The sequence below is a fragment of the Rhodoferax saidenbachensis genome, from assembly GCF_001955715.1.
GTDB lineage: Bacteria > Pseudomonadota > Gammaproteobacteria > Burkholderiales > Burkholderiaceae_C > Allorhodoferax > Allorhodoferax saidenbachensis.
In genome coordinates this window covers 640,114-658,132 of record NZ_CP019239.1, presented here as the reverse complement: position 1 = coordinate 658,132, position 18,019 = coordinate 640,114, and the positions used below count along the sequence as shown (strand labels likewise).

Genomic DNA, 18,019 nt, shown 5'->3' with positions numbered 1-18,019 from the left:
CACAGCAGTTATTTTTGAATGCGTCAACTTGGCATAACATCCTTGAGACACTTATCGTGAATCAAAGTTATAGGGTCAAGCCGCACGAGCAATTAGTATCAGTTAGCTTAACGCATTACTGCGCTTCCACACCTGACCTATCAACGTCCTGGTCTTGAACGACTCTTTAGGGGGCTCAAGGCCCCGGCAGATCTCATCTTGAAACGAGTTTCCCGCTTAGATGCTTTCAGCGGTTATCTCTTCCACACTTAGCTACTCGGCAATGCCACTGGCGTGACAACCGATACACCAGAGGTGTGTCCACTCCGGTCCTCTCGTACTAGGAGCAGGCTTCCTCAAATCTGCAGCGCCCACGGAAGATAGGGACCAAACTGTCTCACGACGTTTTAAACCCAGCTCACGTACCTCTTTAAATGGCGAACAGCCATACCCTTGGGACCGGCTACAGCCCCAGGATGAGATGAGCCGACATCGAGGTGCCAAACACCGCCGTCGATATGAACTCTTGGGCGGTATCAGCCTGTTATCCCCAGAGTACCTTTTATCCGTTGAGCGATGGCCCTTCCATACAGAACCACCGGATCACTATGTCCTGCTTTCGCATCTGCTCGACTTGTCAGTCTCGCAGTTAAGCACGCTTATGCCATTGCACTATCGTCACGATGTCCGACCGTAACTAGCGTACCTTCGAACTCCTCCGTTACGCTTTGGGAGGAGACCGCCCCAGTCAAACTGCCTACCATGCACTGTCCCCGATCCAGATAATGGACCTAGGTTAGAACCTCAAACACACCAGGGTGGTATTTCAACGTTGGCTCCACGATACCTAGCGGCACCGCTTCAAAGCCTCCCACCTATCCTACACAGATCTGTTCAAAGTCCAATACAAAGCTACAGTAAAGGTTCATGGGGTCTTTCCGTCTTTCCGCGGGGAGATTGCATCATCACAAACATTTCAACTTCGCTGAGTCTCGGGAGGAGACAGTGTGGCCATCGTTACGCCATTCGTGCAGGTCGGAACTTACCCGACAAGGAATTTCGCTACCTTAGGACCGTTATAGTTACGGCCGCCGTTTACTGGGACTTCAATCAAGAGCTTGCACCCCATCATTTAATCTTCCAGCACCGGGCAGGCGTCACACCCTATACGTCCACTTTCGTGTTTGCAGAGTGCTGTGTTTTTAATAAACAGTCGCAGCCACCGATTTTTTGCAACCTCATTGGGCTCCAGGAGTAAATCCCTTCACCTACTAAAGGCACACCTTCTTCCGAAGTTACGGTGTCAATTTGCCGAGTTCCTTCTCCCGAGTTCTCTCAAGCGCCTTAGAATACTCATCTCGCGCACCAGTGTCGGTTTGCGGTACGGTCGTGTATAGCTGAAGCTTAGTGGCTTTTCCTGGAAGCAGGGTATCACTCACTTCGTCTGCAAGCAGACTCGTTATCACCCCTCATCTAAGCCCGGCGGATTTACCTACCAGGCACGACTACAGGCTTGAACCAACATATCCAACAGTTGGCTGAGCTAACCTTCTCCGTCCCCACATCGCACTATACATCGGTACAGGAATATTGACCTGTTTCCCATCAGCTACGCATCTCTGCCTCGCCTTAGGGGCCGACTCACTCTACGCCGATGAACGTTGCGTAGAAAACCTTGCGCTTACGGCGAGGGGGCTTTTCACCCCCTTTAACGCTACTCATGTCAGCATTCGCACTTCTGATACCTCCAGCACGCTTTACAACGCACCTTCACAGGCTTACAGAACGCTCTCCTACCACTTGCAATAAATTGCAAATCCGCAGCTTCGGTAACTGGCTTAGCCCCGTTACATCTTCCGCGCAGGACGACTCGATCAGTGAGCTATTACGCTTTCTTTAAATGATGGCTGCTTCTAAGCCAACATCCTGACTGTTTTAGCCTTCCCACTTCGTTTCCCACTTAGCCAATTTTAGGGACCTTAGCTGGCGGTCTGGGTTGTTTCCCTCTTGAGTCCGGACGTTAGCACCCGGTGCTCTGTCTCCCAAGCTGTACTCGTCGGTATTCGGAGTTTGCATAGGTTTGGTAAGTCGCCATGACCCCCTAGCCTAAACAGTGCTCTACCCCCGACGGTAATACTTGAGGCACTACCTAAATAGTTTTCGGAGAGAACCAGCTATTTCCAAGTTTGTTTAGCCTTTCACCCCTATCCACAGCTCATCCGCTAGTTTTGCAACACTAGTCGGTTCGGACCTCCAGTACCTGTTACGGCACCTTCATCCTGGCCATGGATAGATCACTTGGTTTCGGGTCTACACCCAGCGACTAGACGCCCTATTCGGACTCGATTTCTCTACGGCTTCCCTATTCGGTTAACCTTGCCACTGAATGTAAGTCGCTGACCCATTATACAAAAGGTACGCAGTCACCCTTGCGGGCTCCTACTTTTTGTAAGCATACGGTTTCAGGATCTATTTCACTCCCCTCCCGGGGTTCTTTTCGCCTTTCCCTCACGGTACTAGTTCACTATCGGTCAATGATGAGTATTTAGCCTTGGAGGATGGTCCCCCCATATTCAGACAGGATTTCTCGTGTCCCGCCCTACTTTTCGTTAGCTCAGTATCACACAGGTCTTTTCACGTACGGGGCTATCACCCGCTATGGCCATCCTTTCCAGAATGTTCCGTTAAGTCTTGTGCTATCACTAACAGGCTTCTCCGATTTCGCTCGCCACTACTTTCGGAATCTCGGTTGATGTATTTTCCTCGAGCTACTGAGATGTTTCAGTTCACCCGGTTCGCCTCGCATACCTATGTATTCAGTATGCGATACCCCAAAGGGTGGGTTTCCCCATTCGGAAATCTCCGGATCAAAGCTAATTTGCCAGCTCCCCGAAGCTTATCGCAGGCTATCACGTCCTTCGTCGCCTATCATTGCCAAGGCATCCACCATATGCTCTTATTCACTTGACCCTATAACTTTGACATCTCTTTCGAGAATCAAAGCATCTTCAAGGAATGTTTTGTCAGGTCTTTCACCTGACGCGTTATGCCGTATTCAATTAACTTGAATAACTCGAATTCAAACGTGAAGTTTGATATTCATTTTGACGCAATCAAAATTATGTCGCTAGCGGCACGGTCTGCACTAAACCTTTACGAATGTGCAGTTTCCGCTAGCAACGCTGATTAAACTCTATAAATTGTTAAAGAACAGCCGATTGATCAAGTTATCTCGATCAACAACAAAGGGGCCTCGTTAAAAGCCACTTTGGTATTGAATTGATACCTACGATAAGAAGTAAAAGATTGGTGGAGGTGACAGGACTCGAACCCGCTACCTACTGCTTGCAAAGCAGCCGCTCTCCCAGCTGAGCTACACCCCCAAAACCAGAAGGACGTTGGACGACAATGGTGGGTCTGGTTGGTCTCGAACCAACGACCCCCGCCTTATCAAGACGGTGCTCTAACCAACTGAGCTACAGACCCGAGTCGGTCACTTAAGACTAAGACCGGAGCCATAGTCGTTAGCGACAACCTTCCAACAACCGATAAGTGTGAGCGTTCGAATTAAATTGCAGTTTCCAGAAAGGAGGTGATCCAGCCGCACCTTCCGATACGGCTACCTTGTTACGACTTCACCCCAGTCACGAACCCTGCCGTGGTAATCGCCCTCCTTGCGGTTAGGCTAACTACTTCTGGCAGAACCCGCTCCCATGGTGTGACGGGCGGTGTGTACAAGACCCGGGAACGTATTCACCGTGACATTCTGATCCACGATTACTAGCGATTCCGACTTCACGCAGTCGAGTTGCAGACTGCGATCCGGACTACGACTGGCTTTATGGGATTAGCTCCCCCTCGCGGGTTGGCAACCCTTTGTACCAGCCATTGTATGACGTGTGTAGCCCCACCTATAAGGGCCATGAGGACTTGACGTCATCCCCACCTTCCTCCGGTTTGTCACCGGCAGTCTCATTAGAGTGCCCAACTAAATGTAGCAACTAATGACAAGGGTTGCGCTCGTTGCGGGACTTAACCCAACATCTCACGACACGAGCTGACGACAGCCATGCAGCACCTGTGTTACGGTTCTCTTTCGAGCACTAAGCCATCTCTGGCGAATTCCGTACATGTCAAAGGTGGGTAAGGTTTTTCGCGTTGCATCGAATTAAACCACATCATCCACCGCTTGTGCGGGTCCCCGTCAATTCCTTTGAGTTTCAACCTTGCGGCCGTACTCCCCAGGCGGTCAACTTCACGCGTTAGCTTCGTTACTGAGTCAGTGAAGACCCAACAACCAGTTGACATCGTTTAGGGCGTGGACTACCAGGGTATCTAATCCTGTTTGCTCCCCACGCTTTCGTGCATGAGCGTCAGTACAGGTCCAGGGGATTGCCTTCGCCATCGGTGTTCCTCCGCATATCTACGCATTTCACTGCTACACGCGGAATTCCATCCCCCTCTACCGTACTCTAGCTATACAGTCACAAATGCAGGTCCCAGGTTGAGCCCGGGGATTTCACATCTGTCTTATATAACCGCCTGCGCACGCTTTACGCCCAGTAATTCCGATTAACGCTCGCACCCTACGTATTACCGCGGCTGCTGGCACGTAGTTAGCCGGTGCTTATTCTTACGGTACCGTCATTAGCCCTCTTTATTAGAAAGAGCCGTTTCGTTCCGTACAAAAGCAGTTTACAACCCGAAGGCCTTCATCCTGCACGCGGCATTGCTGGATCAGGCTTGCGCCCATTGTCCAAAATTCCCCACTGCTGCCTCCCGTAGGAGTCTGGACCGTGTCTCAGTTCCAGTGTGGCTGGTCGTCCTCTCAGACCAGCTACAGATCGTCGCCTTGGTGAGCTTTTACCCCACCAACTAGCTAATCTGATATCGGCCGCTCCAATCGCGCGAGGTCTTGCGATCCCCCGCTTTCATCCGTAGATCGTATGCGGTATTAGCGTAGCTTTCGCTACGTTATCCCCCACGACTGGGCACGTTCCGATATATTACTCACCCGTTCGCCACTCGCCACCAGGATTGCTCCCGTGCTGCCGTTCGACTTGCATGTGTAAGGCATGCCGCCAGCGTTCAATCTGAGCCAGGATCAAACTCTATAGTTCGATCTTGAATTTTTCGCTCTTTCGAGCAACTCATAAACTGGAATTAACATGAACTTCATTGCTGAAGTTCGCATTTCTTTTCATTCATGAGCGTTTGTAAGCCAATTAAGACTTAGTTCCGAAGAACTTGGCAATTGCCTTCAAACGCCCACGCTTATCGGCTGTAAATTTTTAATGATCCGAAACAGTTTTTTACCTTGTTTCGCTTGCTTTGCTGTGATCAGCGAAGCCTTGAATTATGACACAGTTTTTAACCCTCTGTCAAACTTCGCGAAATATTTTTTACTTCATTTCGCTTCGTTTTTATCAGCCACTTTCAAGTCACATTGTGATCAGTGTTTGCAGCTGAGCCTCAGATTCTAGCATGAAGAATTGTGGCCTTCAACGAAATCTCAGAAAAATTGGGCAACACCCCAATCCAGAGGGCATGACCCAAGCGTGAATTAAACGCTAATGGCCTCGGGCGCTTTCAGTGAATAAGTTGACTACACCCGATATCGGTCGGAGGACCCACTCAATCGGTTCAATAGCGCTGGCGCAATTCCAGACAGAGGCAAGACCTCGTCTGCGGCTCCATGCAAGATGGCTTCACGAGGCATGCCAAACACAATGCAACTGGCTTCATCCTGCACGTAGTTATAGCTCCCGGCATCTTTCATTTCCTTCATTGCCTTCGCTCCGTCGTTCCCCATGCCGGTAAGCATGATTCCAAGCGCATTCCGCCCTACAACACGGGCAGCAGACTTGAAGAGCACTTCAACAGAAGGCTTATGGCGATTGACCAACTCACCATCCTCCACAACGCAAATGTAGTTCGCACCACTTCTGTCAATTCGGAATTGCTTCCCCCCAGGCGCGATGTATGCGTGCCCAGGAAGGATGCGCTCGCCATTTGAAGCCTCGCGGACCGTGATTTGACACAGCCCATTCAACCGCGCCGCAAAGCTGGTTGTAAACCCCGGAGGCATATGCTGGGTAATAACAATTCCAGGGGAATCGGCCGGCATGCGCGTCAAAATTTCCTTGATGGCTTCAGTACCCCCCGTAGAGGCACCTATACACACCAACTTTTCCGTGGAAATGCGACCAATCGGCGCATTTTCTGGCTGAGCCGTTGATTGCCGTGCCCCGGCGCCTGTCGCAGGAACCGCGGCACGCCGGATGTGGGCCGTGGCAGCTACGCGCACTTTGTCGACAATCTGCCCGGCCAGCTCTTTTATGCCATCGGCCAGCCCAATCCGAGGCTTGGCGACGAAATCCACCGCCCCCAACTCCAGCGCCCGCATAGTAACTTCTGCTCCGCGCTCTGTCAGGGTGGAGATCATCACCACCGGCATCGGACGCAAGCGCATAAGCCGACCAAGGAAATCGATGCCATCCATCTTTGGCATTTCTATATCCAACGTTATGACGTCAGGGCTTAGCTCACGAATCATCTCGCGGGCGATCAAGGGATCGTTGGCTGCTCCGACGCACTCCATATCGCCTTGTCTATTAATAATCTCCGAGAGCAGGCTCCGAACCAACGCGGAATCATCAACGACCAATACACGGATTTTTTTCAAGACTCACCTCAGAACAAATCGACAGAGCCGCCTGCCGTGGATTTGGCAACGGAGGCGGCATTTCCACGTCGCTCCTCCACAGCCAGAGTTTCTGGATGAGAGTGCGCCAACCGCTTCACCAGCGCCTTGCCCGTGACAGGAAAGAAGCAGACTTTGCGAGGATGAATATCCAAAACATCCTGGGACACAACAGGTATTCGCTCAGTAGCCAGGTAGTCGAGCACGAATTGCGTGTTGCGCTCACCAACATTCATGGTGGTGAAGCCCGCCATAACCTGGGCTCCTCCAAAAATCTTCGCTTGCATTGTTTCGCGTCTCGCACCGAGCTTGAGCATTTCGTTAATCAACAGTTCCATGGCATAAGATCCGTAGCGACCAGATCCATCGGCCCCATCCCCGTCTGGCAGCATGAAGTGATTCATACCCCCTGTGCGGGCTCGCCCATCCCAGATACATGCTGCGATACAGGATCCGAGAACAGTCATGATGACTAAGTCCTCATTAGAAACGTAGTACTCCCCAGGCAGCACCTTCACAGCATCGTACTGAAAGTGATGGTCAGCGTAGAAAAAAGACGCCTCCCCAGGCTTACGCGGCTGCGCCTTTAGGTGGTCGATCCTGGATACCCGCCCACTCGGAAGAACTTTGCTGGGCAACTGCACCCCAAAGGCACTTGATACCGTAGATGAGGCACTGGTTTGGGGGGAGTTCATGGGTATTTCACTAAATCGGAGCGTAGAAATGAGCCGGGTAGCACATCTAAAACGTGGCTAACGTCGCTCGTAAACAGTTTTGCCCTTCAGGACAAACAAGTCTCTGGAATCGCTGAAGTTTTCGGCGTGCCCGACAAACAGAAGCCCGCCCGGCTTCATTACTTTGTGGATCCGCTCCAACACTCGCCGCTGTGTAGGAGCGTCAAAATAAATCATGACATTCCTGCAAAAGACCACATCAAATGGGTCCCGGAAAGGCCAATCATCCCGAATCAAATTGACGATGCAAAAGTCTATGGCCTGTCTCAATTCCGGCTTCACTCTCACCATGCCATCGTTAGCGCCTTTTCCACGCAAGAAAAAGCGGTAAAGCTTGGATGAGTCAACCCCTTTGAGCGCCTCCAAGCGATATACCCCTTGCGCAGCTGACGCCAGCACCTTGGAGTCGATGTCACTCGCGGTCAAGGAAAAGTTCGCTCGCGTGCCCAACGCTTCTAATGCTGTCATCACTATTGAATAGGGCTCCTCGCCCGTGGAGGCAGCGCTGCACCAGACACGCCATTGTGTGGCCGCAGACTTGGCTTTCAAATGGTCAGCGAACACTTCAAAGTGATGCTGCTCGCGGAAGAAAGATGTCAAGTTGGTAGTGAGCGCGTTGACAAACTCCTGCCACTCAGGTCCATCAGTGGACTCAAGCCAACTCAAATATTCCCGAAAGCTCTGATAGCCCGTGTCTCGCAATCGCCGCGACAGCCGACTGTAGACCATTGCATGCTTTCCATCATGCAAGCTAATGCCAGCGCGCTGGTAGATCAGCGATTGAACCCTATCGAAATCAGCGTCAGTCCAAGCAAACTCGCGCCCTTGCGCACCTCCTGAGCCAGTATCGGCGCCCATTGTTGAAGAAGCCTTGGCAAACACCGAAGTGCTGGGTGTGTATTTCATTGGATGGCGGGGCTAAGAGCGAATGGTGCAAATCCGCCTCAATCTAAGCCCGACACCAAACCCATTTCTTGACCATCCATCAGCCGCTCAATATCCAAGAGTATCAACATCCTGTCCCCAAGGGACCCCAGCCCCATCACTGCACCACTATCAATAACACTGTCTATTTCAGGGGCTGCCTTAAGGCTTTCGGGAGGCAGTTCCATCACGTCGCTAACCGAATCGACAACAATGCCAACGATACGGTTGCGCAGATTCAAGATGATCACAACAGTGAAGGAGTTGTAATCCGCTTTGGAACAGTTGAATTTCAGGCGCATGTCAACAATTGGCACGATCGTCCCGCGCAAATTGACAACGCCTTTGATGAAATTTGGCGCATTTGCTACCCTTGTAGGGCGCTCATAGCCTCGTATCTCCTGAACCTTAAGGATGTCGATTCCATACTCCTCTTGATCCAGGCGAAAGGTTAGGTATTCGCGTGCGCCAGAAGATGCCAACTCATCCATTTTTTCCATCATGCCCATGCTGCTCTCCTTGAATGCATTACTTCAATGCCGCGAACGACGAACCAGCGCACCAGTATCCAGAATCAGTGCCACTTTCCCATCTCCCAAAATAGTCGCCCCAGACACATTTGGAACTTTTCGGTAGTTGGATTCCAGATTTTTCACTACCACCTGCTGCTGTCCCAATAACTCGTCGACCAGAAGCGCCACACGGCTGCCATCCGCCTCGACAACCACCATGATGTCGCACGACTTCTCCTGACCAAATCTCGGAATTTGAAATACTTTTTCCAGCTCGATCACGGGCATGTACTCTTCACGCACCTTAACAAGCTGCGCGCCCTGTCCCACAGTACTGACAGCGTCTGCCTTTACCTGGAAGGACTCCACTACGGATGAGAGAGGGAGGATATAAACTTCTTCGCCAACACCCACCGACATGCCATCCATGATCGCCAAAGTCAATGGCAATCTGACTGACACCTTCATGCCATAACCTTCAGAAGAATCGATCTCCACAGTTCCGTTCAGTGCGGCAATGTTCTTCTTGACGACATCCATGCCCACACCACGTCCGGAGACGTCTGTCACTACTGCGGCAGTAGAGAAGCCAGGCGCAAAGATCAATTGCCAGACATCGGCGTCCGACATTTGGTCAGACACATCCAAGCCGCGCTCACGCGCCTTGCTCAGAATCTTCTCGCGTGAGAGCCCTCGCCCGTCGTCACGCACCTCGATCACAATGGATCCACCTTGGTGCGAGGCTGAAAGCGTGATAGTTCCGGTTTCCGATTTGCCAGCAGCAATGCGATCTGCCGGCATCTCCACACCATGGTCACAACTGTTCCGAACCAAGTGTGTCAACGGGTCTGTGATTTTCTCAACCAAGCCCTTGTCGAGTTCTGTGGCCTCCCCTTGTGTAACAAAGTCCACCTTCTTGCCAAGCTTGGTCGCAAGATCGCGCAACATTCTGGGGAACCGGCTGAAAACGATGGACATGGGAATCATTCGGATCGACATCACCGATTCCTGCAAATCACGCGTGTTGCGATCCAGATCGGCCAACCCGGTCAGCAGCTGTTGGTACACAGCGGGGTCCAATGCACGGCTGTTTTGCGCCAGCATTGCCTGGGTAATAACAAGCTCCCCCACCAGATTGATAAGTTGATCAACTTTACTGATGGCAACGCGGATCGTCGCAGCTTCCGGCTGCGCAGCCGGCCCCGCCGCAGCTGTCTTGGCGGGTACCTTCGCCACACTTTGTCCAGCAACAGGCGAAGCACCACCACCCACCACGGCCGGCGCCCCGGGGGATCCATCAAAGAAGCCAAACCCGGGCAAAGGAGCCAATGGCGCGCCAGGAGGAGGATCATCCGCATAACTCGAGGCAACATGCACACTGGTATCACTTGGCGCATCCGCAGAAGCGGCATCATTTTCTTTGATGACGATGTGCTCACGCGACACGTGAAAAGCAAACAAGTCCAACAAATCCTCGTCACTGGATGAAGTCCCGACAGCGAATACACGCATATTCGCCCGCTCAGAAGCTAGCGCCTTGATTTCACCCAAGCCGGGAATATCCCTGAACAGCTCCTGAATGGCATCAGCTTGGTCAGGTCGGTCCAGAGGTCCGATCTCAATCTGCAGCGATCGCACACCCGCAACTTTGGGTGGCGCTGGCTTGGGCACGACCACAGGAGGCGCAGCAACCGCGACAGTAGCTGGAGGCGGGCTTGCATTGCCAGCAGCCAGATCACTGATCCGGCGTACCAGGTCTCCAGTTGGCGGAGCATCGCCCCCTTCGCCCGACTGATGGCGCGCCAGCAAACTTCTGGAAGCATCGGCAGACTCAAGCAGAACATCAACCATTGCAGCGTTTGGTTGCAATTCGTGGCGGCGCAAACGATCCAGCAAAGACTCCATTTGATGGGTCAACTCGGCAACGTCCGTAAAACCGAAAGTCGCCGCACCGCCCTTAACAGAGTGCGCACACCGGAAAATTCCATTCAACTCTTCGTCATCGGCGGTTTCCAGATTCAAGTTGAGCAGCATTTGCTCCATCTGATCCAGATTCTCTCCTGCCTCTTCAAAGAAGATTTGATAAAACTGGCTTAAATCAAAATCACCGCCCGAACCACTACTGTCTTGATGCGTCTCAGCCATGTAAAGCTCCTGTTCTTTCTCGTTACTCTGTTACTGGCCAATCAGTCAGCGAATCACTTTTTTAATGACATCCAGCAGTCGCGCTGGATCGAACGGCTTGACCAGCCAGCCCGTAGCACCCGCGGCGCGCCCAGCCTGCTTCATCAAATCGCTGGACTCGGTGGTAAGCATCAAAATAGGCGTGGTTTTGAACTGCGGATGGTCTCGCAGCTTCCGGGTCAAGCCCAAACCATCCAAACGCGGCATATTCTGATCGGTCAAGACCAAGTCAAATGACTGCGTTTGCGCCTTCTCATAGGCATCTTGACCATCAACCGCTTCCACCACCTGATAGCCAGCTCCGGTCAACGTAAACGAGACCATTTTGCGCATGGAAGGAGAGTCATCAACAGCGAGGATTACAGACATTTAAAACTCCGACTAATTCTGTGAGATTGTGAAAATCATTAAAAAAGTTCAATGGAACCTGCGTCCATTTCATCTTGCGTAACCGGATTGGGGCGTTCAGGCACCTCTGCAACGAAAGGAACCGCTTCACCATCTTCCGAGCCCATGGATTCGGAAGCCAAGCGATAAGCACATCCTTGCAAGATCTTGGAAGTGTGAACGATAAGCTGGGAGGCCATATCCTGAAACTGCAACTCGGTTACAGCTGCCCGCAAGGTGCTGCGCACGCTGTCCAGTTCTTTGGAATTCACCAAACCTGGTTCAGCCAAATTGGCGCTCGCCGACGTGAACCGCTCCATCAGATTTTCCATGGTGTGGGCCAACAAACCGTCAAGTCGATTCAAGTCATGAACCACCACAAGCAGGGAGTCTTGCACTTCCGCTACAAGCATGACAGGCAATTGCACAGCGGGCGCGGCAGGCGTTGTCATTAATGGTTGCATGTTTTTGTCCTCAAAAGCACCTACACGTCAAACATGACCTTGTTTTTATCGTTCCCGTCCATGGACGTCTAGATTATCAGGATTCAATGCCATCGGGTGAGTTTCGAAACACCCCATAATTCACTAGATCATGATAACGTCGAATGCAGGCCATAGCCCAGCGGAAAACCCTATAAAAATCCTTCACCTAGAGGACTCACCAATCGACCATGCGTTGGCTTGCAGAGCCCTTGAGCGATCCGGCATGCGATTCAGCATCGAACGGGTGGAGACGTTAGGTGATTTTGAACAGGCAACACGGTCCAGTCCACCGGATGTCATCCTGGCAGACTACAAGCTGCCCGGTTTTACAGCGTTAGATGCTTGGGCGGAGCTAGCCACAGAGGCGCGCCCCCCTTTCGTTTTATTGTCTGGTGCCATAGGAGAAGCAGCAGCCGTATCAGCCATACATTCCGGAATCAGTGACTATGTCAGCAAAGAAGACATCGGCACGCTCGGACGCGTCATCCTGCGCGCCCTGGATATCCACAGGGCAGTTGTCGCCAAAAGACGGGCAGATGTGGAACTCGCCGCCTCCGAAAAACGTCTCGCGGAGTTCGCCGAACACCTGCAAACGACGATTGAAGGTGAGCGCGCAGCTATTGCGCGCGAAATTCATGACGATATAGGTGGTTCGCTCACGGCAGTTAATCTCGATTTGTCATGGATATCACGACACAGTGAAGACCAAGCAATTCAGGCCCACCTTCGGGCTGCCACCACCATGCTGCAGCAGGCCATGGATGCCAGCCAGCGCATCATGATGAATTTGCGTCCGTCTATCCTGGATCAGGGCCTGCTGGCAGCCATTGAATGGCTCGCCATCAGTTTTGAAAAACGTACAGGTATCAAAACGACGCTTCGCACCAGCAGTGAAATGCTGGCCCCCCCCAAATCCGTGCAGTTGGTCGCCTACAGAACAGCGCAAGAAGCGCTTACCAATATCTCCAAGCACGCAGAATGCAATCTCGTACGACTCGATCTGTCTGATGCAGATGGCGTCCTGACTGTAGAGATTGTCGACAATGGCCGCGGAATTGCCAAAGATCAGCTTGAAAAGCCCAGGGCATTTGGCCTTCGTGGACTGCATGAGCGCGCCAAAGCCGTTGGGGGATGGCTGGATATCAGTAGCCGGGAAGGAGATGGCGCCTCCATCATTCTGACGGTTCCTTTGACACACGCGAAGCTCTCACAGGCAGAGGAGTCGCATTCATGATCCGTGTTGTTATCTGCGACGATCACGCCATGGTCCGCCGCGGCATTCGGGACACACTGGCGGATGCGGTGGACATTCAGGTCACGGCTGAAGCCGGGAGTTATGCCGAAGTTCGCGAAACACTGCGTGAAACGCCCTGCGATGTTCTTGTTTTGGACTTGAACTTACCCGGCAGAGGAGGACTCGACGTATTAGCAAGCCTGCGGGAAGCGGCCTCGCCCATCAAGGTGCTGATTGTCAGCATGTTTGCCGAAGACCAATATGCCATCCGCTGCCTCCGCGCTGGTGCACAGGGGTATCTCAACAAAGCGGGCGATCCGACCGAACTGGTCGTGGCGGTAAGAACCGTCGCCCAAGGAAGGAAATACGTCACAGCCGAAGTGTCCGAAATGCTGGTGGAAAACCTTGCGTCCCCCACTACCGAGGCGCTGCACAGCACGCTTTCCGAACGCGAACTGCAAACCTTGCTCAGAATCGCCTCTGGCAAACGGTTATCCGATATCGCAGAAGAGCTCATGCTCAGTCCCAAAACCGTCAGTGTCTATCGCTCCCGACTTCTGGAAAAACTCAAACTGGCCAACAATGCCGAGTTGACGGTGTACGCCATCCGCAACGAACTGGTGTGAGGTCCCTCAGTTGGGGCCGAACACCGCAATGGTGCGCTCCATCAAGGCAATAAAGGGCTGATCCAGCATCGGTAGGGTAAAGGCAATTCCAACCAGCCCCACCACCAAGGTGATGGGAAAACCTACCGCAAAAATATTCATCTGAGGCGCCACCCGGGAAACAATCCCCAGCGCCATATTGACAAACATCAGCATGCCAATCATCGGCAGCGCGATCCACAAAGCACTGGCGAACAAGTCGGCACCCAGGTTGTAGAGTCGCATACGCCCCAACGCATCCAGGAAGTTCTGCCCTACGGGAAATGCATCAAAGCTCTTGGTAATAGCCATCAACACCATGAGATGCCCATTCATGACAACAAATAACAACGCCGTCATCTGCCCAAAAAACCGCGCGATAGCACTGGATTGGGTGTTCATTGAGGGGTCAAAAAACGCCGCGAAGTTCAGCCCCATCTGGAAGCCCACTACTTCGCCGGCAAGCTCCACCGCCGAAAACACCACCCGGACGGCAAATCCGATGGCCAGCCCCACGCCTATTTGCTGAATCACTACACCCAAGATGCCTGGGTCATTGAAGCCAATGACCGGCATGACGGGCAAGCTGGCTTGCGCAGCCAGCGCCACAAAAAATGCCAGCGCTATTTTGGCGCGCATGGGGAAGGCCCGGGAAGAAAACACGGGCGCCGCCGTAAACATGGCCAACACACGCAAAAATGGCCATAGTAGCGGGGACACCCACGCGGCAATTTGTGCTTCGGTTACGGAAAACACTGCAGCCTAGTCAGACCACCGAGGCAGGGATGGCCTCAATGGTGCGTCGGATGTACTCAACCAGCATGGTCAGCATCCAGGGACCCGCAATCGCAAACACGGCGATCACTGCAACCAGCTTGGGAACAAAGGCTAATGTTGCCTCATGTATCTGGGTCACCGCCTGAAACAGGCTGACCAGCAGCCCGACCACCAGCGCCGCCCCCAAGACAGGGGAAGACACCATAAGGAGCATCAGCAAAGCCTCTTGCCCCATCGTCAGAACCATTTGCGCGTTCATGATGAAGACTCCTTACGTAACAAAACTCGCGGCCAAAGAACCGATCAGCAAGTTCCATCCATCCGCCAATACGAAGAGCATCAATTTGAAGGGCAATGCCACCAACACCGGGGACAACATCATCATGCCCAGCGACATCAAGACACTGGCCACCACAATATCGATCACCAGGAACGGGATAAAAATCATGAACCCAATCTGAAACGCGGACTTCAGCTCACTGATCACAAATGCGGGCACCAACACCCGCATGGGGGCAGTCTCCGCTTTCACGTCAGGCGCCAGCTTGGCCAGTTTGGCAAACAAGGAGAAGTCCGACTGCCGCGTCTGCTTGACCATAAACCCACGCACGGGACTCTCCCCTCGCTGCAGGGCCTGTTCAAAACTGATGGCACCTTGGGAGTACGGCTGGTACGCGTCCGCATAGACCTTGTCCAGCGTCGGCCCCATGACAAAAAAGGTCAAGAACAAGGACAGACCAACAATGACCTGGTTGGGCGGAGCAGACTGCGTACCAAGCGCTTGGCGCAACAGAGACAAGACAATAACGATTCGGGTGAACCCCGTCATCATCAAAATCACAGCCGGTAAAAATGAAAGCGCCGTGAAGAACAGCAGCGTCTGAATCGGGACGGAAAAACTCATTCCCGACTCACCGGAACCCACCAACAACGGCAATTGCCCAGGCGCTTGCGCAAGCGCCATTCCATTCAAAAGCAACAGAGCGCCTGCAACCCAGACTGGGCGCAGCATACGAACACTATTCACACATAACTCTTTCAGCAAACCCAATAGGTGTCGCATTTCACTGCTTCAAAGAAGCCGGAGCGATTGCCGCAACCATGTTTGTTTTGGCGAGGGCCTCCGCTGGCCCACTGTGCAGGCAATGAATCGCCTGTGCCGTCACCCCAAGAGTGAGCCATACCCGCTCCCCCTCTGGACCTATCTCAACCGTAACGACCCTTTGGTGAGGCCCAACCGCGACTGCAGAGATGATTCTGGACTGCGCCCCAATCTCCCCTGTTCGCGCACCCATCCTGCGTTGGGTCCATTTGACAGCGAAGGGAATACAGGCAATGAGTACGATAAAAATCGCCACGGAAATCAACGACTGCGTCATGTCATCAATTCTTGCTGACCCGCCGCAAACGCTCAGAGGGTGTGACAACGTCCGTCAGGCGAATGCCGAATTTGTCGTTCACCACCACCACCTCACCTTGTGCAATCAAATACCCGTTGACCAACACATCCATGGGCTCACCGGCCAACGCATCCAATTCGACCACAGACCCCTGCCCGAGTTGCAGAATATGCTTGATGGGCACCTTGGTGCGTCCCAGCTCGACAGACAACTGAACTGGGATGTCCAGCACCATATTGATGTCATGGACAGGTCCGTCACCGCCGCCCCCGCCAGGCATGGATGAGAATGGCCTTGGAGTATCTCCGGCCAAGACGCCCCCTGGCTGACCCTCTGCACCGGCCGCATCCGTTGCTTTCTGCTCCAGCAATGCCTCCGCCCAGTCGGCCATGCCGTCATCCGCTGCTTCGTCCGGTTTATCTTCAGATGCCATTTCGTTCTCCCAACCAGTTCTGGTCATGACCGCGCAGGGCCTTGTCTATCCGTATTGCGTACTTGGCATTGTGGGTGCCATAGTGGCACTCGAAAATGGGGACCCCATCTACCGTGGCCTGGATCTTGGGCTCGCGCTCCAACTCAATGAAATCGCCCTTCTTCATAGCCAGCAGCTGTTCCACCGTTGCATCGGCCCGGGCCAACTCAGCTACCAGCGTAATTTCCGCCGCCTGAATTTCCCGGGTGAGCACATTCACCCACCGGCGGTCCACTTCAATAGAGTCACCCTGCGTGGAGGAGTACAACACATCCCGGATAGGTTCCAGCGTGGAATAAGGAAAGCAGAAGTGAATGGAGCCTGCAATATCCCCAATTTCCAACTGGAAAGAGGTGGAAATCACAATTTCACTGGGCGTGGCGATATTGGCGAACTGCGGCTGCATTTCAGAGCGCTGGTAGTCCAGCTCCAGCGGGTAGATGCCGGTCCAGGCCTTTTTGTATTCGCCCGTAATCACATCCACCAGACGATTGATGACCCGCTGCTCTGTCGCCGAAAAATCGCGCCCTTCAATCCGGGTTTGAAACTTCCCGATACCACCATACAGCGTGTCAATGACACCAAACACCAAAGCGGGTTCACACACGATCAGCCCACTACCCCGTAACGGCCGTATGGCAACGATGTTGAAGTTTGTAGGTACCGCCAGTTCGCGCAAAAATGCGCTGTAACGCTGTACCGATACAGGCCCCACCGAAATTTCAGGGCTGCGGCGGATGTAATTGAATAACCCCACCCGCAAGTTACGCGCAAACCGTTCGTTCACGATTTCCATGGTGGGCATGCGCCCACGGACGATTCTTTCCTGGCTGGAAATGTTGTACGACCGGACTTCGTCATGCTCGGCCGTATCTTCTACTGCCTTCTGACTTTCGCCGGTCACGCCCTCTAGCAGGGCATCAACCTCTTCCTGGGAAAGAAATGACTCACTCATGGAATGTCACCTGGTAGCCAACTACTGAACAATAAAACTGGAAAAGAGCACGCCAACGACCGGATATTCCACGTGCACAGCCCTTTTCTTCTTTTTCTTGGAAGGCGCCTCATCCTCAGACTCATCACCGCCACCAAAAGGCACGGCCGCCTCACGCAAGATGTCTGCCGCCAGCTTCTCTTTTCCTTCTGGTTTGAGCAGTTCCTCTGCCGTCTTTTGGGACACCAGAAGCAGGATTCCACTGCGGATGGACGGCAAATAGGCCTTGACCGTATCGGAGGCATGCGCATCTGCTACCTCCAGAATGATGCCGATTTGAGCCACGCGTTCGCCACCAGGGTCAGCAAGGTTCACCACCATGCTGTCCAGAGGCAGATAGGCAGGAGGCGTTTTCGGCGCGGAATGACTAACCGCCTTCGGAGCCGGTGCTTCGCCGCCGTCTTCATCTGCCGCGGCGCGCTGCTTGCTGATCACCACAAACGCAGCCACGCCAGCCAGAACAACGACCAGCAGTGCAACAACCACGATGATCAGCAATTTCTTGCTCTTCGCAGGGGCCTTTCCGGCGTCAGCAGCTTCAGGTTTCGCAGACACAATAGGTTCCTTACATATGCAGAATAACTAGCATT

Annotated in this window: 16 protein-coding genes, 2 tRNA genes and 2 rRNA genes; 2 read left to right on the top strand and 18 right to left on the bottom strand. The window is 53.0% G+C overall.

The features are described 5' to 3' along the window. Window positions 1-71: 71 nt before the first annotated feature. From RS694_RS03145 to RS694_RS03095, 11 genes are all read right to left on the bottom strand, one after another. A 23S ribosomal RNA gene (locus RS694_RS03145) occupies window positions 72-2,949 on the bottom strand. A 337-nt stretch (window positions 2,950-3,286) separates the two neighbouring features. Then, a tRNA-Ala gene (locus RS694_RS03140) sits at window positions 3,287-3,362 on the bottom strand. Window positions 3,363-3,388: 26 nt separating this feature from the next. Next, window positions 3,389-3,465 (bottom strand) — tRNA-Ile (locus RS694_RS03135). Between the two features lie 99 nt (window positions 3,466-3,564). Beyond that, window positions 3,565-5,099 (bottom strand): 16S ribosomal RNA (locus RS694_RS03130). The 16S and 23S rRNA genes sit together here with 2 tRNA genes alongside, the layout of an rRNA operon. A 485-nt stretch (window positions 5,100-5,584) precedes the next feature. Next, window positions 5,585-6,664 carry a protein-glutamate methylesterase/protein-glutamine glutaminase gene (locus RS694_RS03125; RefSeq protein WP_029708031.1) on the bottom strand — a complete coding sequence of 360 codons (1,080 nt, stop codon included), beginning with the start codon at window positions 6,662-6,664 and terminating at the stop codon, window positions 5,585-5,587. Between the two features lie 8 nt (window positions 6,665-6,672). Beyond that, window positions 6,673-7,377: a chemoreceptor glutamine deamidase CheD gene (gene cheD, locus RS694_RS03120; protein WP_029708032.1), complete on the bottom strand. Its 705-nt coding sequence runs from the start codon at window positions 7,375-7,377 to the stop codon at window positions 6,673-6,675. Between the two features lie 57 nt (window positions 7,378-7,434). Beyond that, window positions 7,435-8,274, bottom strand: coding sequence for a CheR family methyltransferase (locus RS694_RS03115; protein ID WP_051391917.1), 840 nt, complete (start codon window positions 8,272-8,274; stop codon window positions 7,435-7,437). Window positions 8,275-8,360: 86 nt separating this feature from the next. Beyond that, complete coding sequence (locus RS694_RS03110) at window positions 8,361-8,849, bottom strand: chemotaxis protein CheW (protein ID WP_029708035.1); 489 nt, start codon at window positions 8,847-8,849, stop codon at window positions 8,361-8,363. A 24-nt stretch (window positions 8,850-8,873) separates the two neighbouring features. Next, complete coding sequence (locus RS694_RS03105; protein WP_029708036.1) at window positions 8,874-10,997, bottom strand: chemotaxis protein CheW; 2,124 nt, start codon at window positions 10,995-10,997, stop codon at window positions 8,874-8,876. A 45-nt stretch (window positions 10,998-11,042) separates the two neighbouring features. Next, the gene (locus RS694_RS03100; RefSeq protein ID WP_029708037.1) at window positions 11,043-11,405 is read right to left on the bottom strand and encodes a response regulator; all 363 of its coding nucleotides are present in this window, start codon (window positions 11,403-11,405) and stop codon (window positions 11,043-11,045) included. 38 nt (window positions 11,406-11,443) lie between these two features. Beyond that, window positions 11,444-11,887, bottom strand: coding sequence for a hypothetical protein (locus RS694_RS03095; RefSeq protein ID WP_029708038.1), 444 nt, complete (start codon window positions 11,885-11,887; stop codon window positions 11,444-11,446). 130 nt (window positions 11,888-12,017) lie between these two features. Here RS694_RS03095 and RS694_RS03090 point away from each other — a divergent pair, with 130 nt between their 5' ends. Next, window positions 12,018-13,142 (top strand): hybrid sensor histidine kinase/response regulator, encoded by a 1,125-nt coding sequence (locus RS694_RS03090; protein WP_029708039.1) that lies wholly within the window; start codon window positions 12,018-12,020, stop codon window positions 13,140-13,142. Further along, window positions 13,139-13,768, top strand: coding sequence for a response regulator (locus tag RS694_RS03085; protein WP_029708040.1), 630 nt, complete (start codon window positions 13,139-13,141; stop codon window positions 13,766-13,768). The genes RS694_RS03090 and RS694_RS03085 overlap by 4 nt, the downstream gene beginning before the upstream one ends. A gap of 6 nt (window positions 13,769-13,774) precedes the next feature. Here the strand turns inward: RS694_RS03085 and fliR are convergent, their stop codons facing one another. Genes fliR through RS694_RS03050 form a run of 7 tightly spaced genes read right to left on the bottom strand, consistent with a single transcriptional unit; the run spans window position 13,775 to window position 17,984 of the window. Next, window positions 13,775-14,542 (bottom strand): flagellar biosynthetic protein FliR, encoded by a 768-nt coding sequence (gene fliR, locus RS694_RS03080; RefSeq protein WP_029708041.1) that lies wholly within the window; start codon window positions 14,540-14,542, stop codon window positions 13,775-13,777. Between the two features lie 10 nt (window positions 14,543-14,552). Further along, on the bottom strand, window positions 14,553-14,822 hold the full coding sequence (fliQ, locus tag RS694_RS03075; protein WP_029708042.1) for a flagellar biosynthesis protein FliQ: 270 nt from the start codon (window positions 14,820-14,822) through the stop codon (window positions 14,553-14,555). Window positions 14,823-14,834: 12 nt separating this feature from the next. Continuing rightward, a complete protein-coding gene (fliP, locus tag RS694_RS03070) occupies window positions 14,835-15,575 on the bottom strand; it encodes a flagellar type III secretion system pore protein FliP (RefSeq protein ID WP_029708043.1) in 741 nt (246 codons plus the stop codon). Window positions 15,576-15,627: 52 nt separating this feature from the next. Continuing rightward, window positions 15,628-15,942, bottom strand: a complete 315-nt coding sequence (locus RS694_RS03065) for a FliO/MopB family protein (RefSeq protein WP_051391918.1) — start codon at window positions 15,940-15,942, stop codon at window positions 15,628-15,630. Between the two features lie 4 nt (window positions 15,943-15,946). Then, on the bottom strand, window positions 15,947-16,396 hold the full coding sequence (fliN, locus tag RS694_RS03060) for a flagellar motor switch protein FliN (RefSeq protein ID WP_029708046.1): 450 nt from the start codon (window positions 16,394-16,396) through the stop codon (window positions 15,947-15,949). After that, entirely contained in the window at window positions 16,386-17,390 is a 1,005-nt protein-coding gene (fliM, locus tag RS694_RS03055; protein WP_029708048.1) for a flagellar motor switch protein FliM, read from the bottom strand. Before fliM ends, fliN begins: the two co-directional genes overlap by 11 nt. A 21-nt stretch (window positions 17,391-17,411) precedes the next feature. Further along, on the bottom strand, window positions 17,412-17,984 hold the full coding sequence (locus tag RS694_RS03050) for a flagellar basal body-associated FliL family protein (RefSeq protein WP_029708049.1): 573 nt from the start codon (window positions 17,982-17,984) through the stop codon (window positions 17,412-17,414). Window positions 17,985-18,019 lie beyond the last annotated feature (35 nt).